Below are 3,836 nucleotides of genomic sequence, written 5' to 3'. Positions count from 1 at the left end.
CTGTCTTGGCTCTTTCTGATAGTGCAACGACAGTGATCTAAATTGTGGATCGGCTTTCCATTAACGATCCCATCCGAACAGACTGCATACTTTAAGGCCGCAGTAAACCTATTCGTCGTTAGTCCAAATCGCCTTCTTTTTAGCGGCGGATTGATGCGGATGCGGCGACAACACTGGACGGGTCTGCGCACAACCCGAACCGCGCTGCGACCTGTCCCGGCGAGGCTAACAGCGTTCGGGCCTGACAACCGCGGCGGGGTTGCCGTGATCTTCGCTCTCAGCTCCACGGTACTCATCGGCCTCGCTGGCGGCGGTATCGATTACGCCCGCCTCTCGTACCGTCGGACACAGCTACAGACAGCGACTGATGTCGGCACGCTGGCTGGCGGTAACATGCTCAAGCTGGCGCAGACCACAGCAGATACGCAATCGGTCAGCGGCGTCACCGAACAGGCGATCCGAGACAACGCCAAGCCCACCGGCGGCGCACCCTTCTCTGTCCAAGTTCGCATCAGTGACGACGGAACCAGCGTCACCGCTCAGACGCAGGAGACCTTTCCATTAGCTTTCGGCAAAATTATCGGTGTGCCGACGGCGACGATCAACGTTCGCGCACAGTCAAGACTAGTCGGCAAGACACGGCTATGCGTGCTAGCCTTAGATCCTTCCTCGAATAGCACCCTGATTGCTCAGGATCAGGCGTCCGTGACCGCATCGCAGTGCTCGGTCTACTCGGACTCAGTCAGCACGAGCGGCGTCACGCTGCAGAACCAAGCCACGATCCTCGCCACCAGCATCTGCTCGGTTGGCGGCAACGAGGTCAGCACGTCAAAGCCGCCACAGCCGGGCCCAAAATCTGGGTGCCCTGGTTTGAAGGATCCGCTGGCGGTCATCGCGCCTCCGATAGCATCCGGCTGCACCTACACGAACACGGTCGTGACGACGTCGAGGACGCTGTCACCGGGCACGTACTGCAACGGGCTGAAGGTCACACAGGGTGCGACCGCGACGTTGTCACCGGGCGTCTACGTCATCGACACAGGGCCTCTGACGGTGGACGCCAACGCGACCCTGACGGGTTCGTATGTGGGGATCTACCTCAAGAGCCAGCAGACCACGCTCAATCTGACAGCTGCGAGCACGATCAACCTTACAGCTCCGAAAGACGGCCCGATGTCTGGGCTTCTCTTCTACGAAGACCCGACCGCGCCGCTCCTGCGCGAGCACAAGATCTCCAGCAATGGCGCCCGTCAGCTGCTGGGCACGATTTACATGCCGCGTGGCAAGCTGACGGTCGACTCGCATGGAGCCGTAGCCGACCAGTCTGCCTACACGGTGATCGTCTCGCGCCAGCTGAAGGTGGCCAGTTCGGCAAACCTGACGATGAACGCGATGTACTCGGCAAGCGATGTCCCGGTACCGAGTGGCGTCGGCAACATCAGCGGGCGCCTGCTGCTGGCTCAATGATACCGGCCGCGACCGCCGCCAGCCGAGAGGTGTGGTCGGCCCTGGCGATGAACGGCATCGAGGCGCTGCAGTAGCTCCTCGGCATGGCAAAAGCGATCCCCAGCGTCGGCGCCCTGCGCCGCAAATGCGAGGTGACGGACGAGGAGATCGATGCCGCGGTTGATGCTTATGTGGAGAACCTTAAGGTCATCCCGTTCTGCTTCGCATCAGGGCATGAGATCGACGTGGCTGCCGCCGCCGAAGCGGATTTGGCGGCTAAAGTGACCGTGGGTGATCCGGATCGTTCGGCGAAGTTCAGGCACAACATGGTTCGCACCGCAGTCCTGATGGCGCAGTCGGCGATGGGGAGAGGAGTGGTGGACCACGCCAACAGCAACTCCGAGCTCAGGAAGGCCGAAGTGCAGCGGATGATGCGGCGCTTAATTGGCTTCGCACGTGGACTCGGCCTGGACGAGGCGACTATCCGACGGATCGTCAGGCAGGTGGCAGCCGACATGCCGTCGCGCATGGACGACGAGCGGCTGGTCGAGGCCCGGTTGCGGATGGTTGCGGCGGCGATGGCGTAGCATCATGAGCGACGTCACCGACCCGGGCCACGAAATCGTCGTCGCCCGCCTGATGCGGCAGCTTTACGGGTTCGTGTAGGGCCTGGGCATCGACGAGTTCAACATGCGCGTGATCGTGGAGAGGGTGATCGCCGACATGCCGCTGGCACCTGACGGTGATTGCCTGGCGCGGGCCCGCAATTGGATGCTGATCGCGTCGGCCTGACCATGATAGCAGAACGCATACTTCAAGCTGTCGCGGCCTTGCGCGAGGCCGGCCATCAGGTCGAGGAAGTGCCCGGGACAATCAGTATTTATCGCATCGATGGCGGTGACGCCGTCACGGGGACGGTTGTGCTGGCGATGGCGATCCGGCTTGGGCTGCTGGACCCGCCAGACAGCCGCACCCGTCGAGCCTGATGCCCACCGAACCACCAGCGCCGGTCCGCGGTCGCCAGCTCGAAGCCATGCAGGCCTGCGCGGCCAATCCGCAGGGGCTTCGTGGCAACGCTTATCCGTCAGTGATGCCGGTTCTTGAAGCACAGGGGCTTGTGACCCGTCGGACCAGCGGCCGGCTTGGACGCACGACTTATTGGTTCCTCACGGATGCCGGGCGAAAGCTGTTGGCTGCACAGGGGAGCCTCAAGGCCGACGAGCCGTGATCGAGGTCGAGCATCAGCTTCTCCGGGCCGCGAACTCCCATACCAGCACGCCCCATTCCTGACCCTGCCGATCACGGTAGGCCGCCGTCTGCTCGAACAGCACACGGTTGCGGTTGCCGTATCAGCACGTCAACGACAGAGTTCGTTAACCATAGGCTCTCAACCTGCGGACCTCATCACGCAGGTGCCTCTCGTGAACCAAGTTCGTCTGATCACCGCGATGGATTTCGCAGACGACTGTCCGGTACCGCTCGCGCACGTGATGCGGCTTACCCAAGCCGAGCCTGACACGCTTCTCGATCTCCTCGACGGCCTCTCAGAGGTGACACGGGCACGGCTTGCCGTCTGGCTCTACGGCCGCAGCCACACGCATGAGATCGGCGTGCGAGTAGCCACGACTTGCAAGGAGGCAACTCTGCGCAACATCGCCGGCCTTGTCGGCAACCAGCTTTATGATCTGTCTCGCCGACCCTACCCGGCACCGAACCACGGCATGCATGGAGGGGGCGGGCGGCGGCAGGTCAGCCTCGGCGGATCGCGCGTCTCAGCTCGCGCCTTCTCATAGCGGTTCCACCTCGCTCAACGGCACATCGACATGCCCTTCGTACAAGATCTCCTCGCACGCTTCCGTCAGACCGTGACGGCTTACGCCGGAGACGAGGTGCTGATGCAGGCCGGTGTCTCGGCGGCAGCCAACGTCATCGTCGCCGACGGAGAGGTTGCGGGCGCGGAGTTCGAGACCGCGTTGACCGGCGTGATCGCCAGCCCGATCCTGGAGAAAGGCTACGACGTCCTGATGCTGGAGGAGGCGCTGTACGATGCGATCGGCAGGGCGCGTACCCGGGCTGGGCGTGCGGACAACTTGCGCCGCGTCGCGGCAATCGCCGGCCGGCCTTCAGAGCAGCGTGAAGCTGTGTTCCTGGTGGCAGCGGACGTGGCCGACTACGACGGCATCGCTGAGATCGAGCATGCCACACTGGCCGAGATCGCCACGGCTTTGCTCGTCGACAAGGCTCGGCTGCTAGAGGCTGTTACGGACTGCAGCGAAGTCGGCGGCCCTGCGGAGGAGCAGGACGCTGAAGGCGACGAGATGCAATCCGGCCAGAGTGGCGGGCAAGCGCTCGTAGTCACGAGCCAGTCGGCGGGAAACGGGCCATCCAAG

The 3,836-nt window shown here is 63.2% G+C and carries 5 protein-coding genes and 1 pseudogene; all 6 read left to right on the top strand.

The annotated features are described in order from the left end of the window. Window positions 1-264: 264 nt before the first annotated feature. Entirely contained in the window at window positions 265-1,467 is a 1,203-nt protein-coding gene (locus tag MKK82_RS19690; RefSeq protein WP_243986539.1) for a TadE/TadG family type IV pilus assembly protein, read from the top strand. Window positions 1,468-1,550: 83 nt separating this feature from the next. After that, window positions 1,551-2,033 carry a hypothetical protein gene (locus MKK82_RS19685; RefSeq protein ID WP_243986538.1) on the top strand — a complete coding sequence of 161 codons (483 nt, stop codon included), beginning with the start codon at window positions 1,551-1,553 and terminating at the stop codon, window positions 2,031-2,033. A gap of 207 nt (window positions 2,034-2,240) precedes the next feature. Then, window positions 2,241-2,432, top strand: coding sequence for a hypothetical protein (locus tag MKK82_RS19680; protein ID WP_243986537.1), 192 nt, complete (start codon window positions 2,241-2,243; stop codon window positions 2,430-2,432). Beyond that, on the top strand, window positions 2,432-2,674 hold the full coding sequence (locus MKK82_RS19675) for a PadR family transcriptional regulator (RefSeq protein ID WP_243986535.1): 243 nt from the start codon (window positions 2,432-2,434) through the stop codon (window positions 2,672-2,674). The genes MKK82_RS19680 and MKK82_RS19675 overlap by 1 nt, the downstream gene beginning before the upstream one ends. A 193-nt stretch (window positions 2,675-2,867) precedes the next feature. Next, a complete protein-coding gene (locus MKK82_RS19670) occupies window positions 2,868-3,239 on the top strand; it encodes a hypothetical protein (RefSeq protein ID WP_243986533.1) in 372 nt (123 codons plus the stop codon). A gap of 30 nt (window positions 3,240-3,269) precedes the next feature. Then, window positions 3,270-3,698 (top strand): annotated as a pseudogene (locus MKK82_RS19665) (tellurite resistance TerB family protein); the annotation flags it as partial. Window positions 3,699-3,836: the final 138 nt, after the last annotated feature.

The sequence above is a fragment of the Methylobacterium sp. E-046 genome (assembly GCF_022829625.1).
GTDB classification, from domain to species: domain Bacteria; phylum Pseudomonadota; class Alphaproteobacteria; order Rhizobiales; family Beijerinckiaceae; genus Methylobacterium; species Methylobacterium longum.
This window is presented reverse-complemented; position numbering and strand designations above follow the sequence as displayed.

Excerpts from the sequence above, each read along its gene's own strand:
- MKK82_RS19685 (WP_243986538.1), top strand. The coding sequence starts at position 1,551 with ATGGCAAAAGCGATCCCCAGCGTCGGCGCCCTGCGCCGCAAATGCGAG.
- MKK82_RS19680 (WP_243986537.1), top strand. The coding sequence starts at position 2,241 with ATGATAGCAGAACGCATACTTCAAGCTGTCGCGGCCTTGCGCGAGGCC.
- MKK82_RS19675 (WP_243986535.1), top strand. The coding sequence starts at position 2,432 with ATGCCCACCGAACCACCAGCGCCGGTCCGCGGTCGCCAGCTCGAAGCC.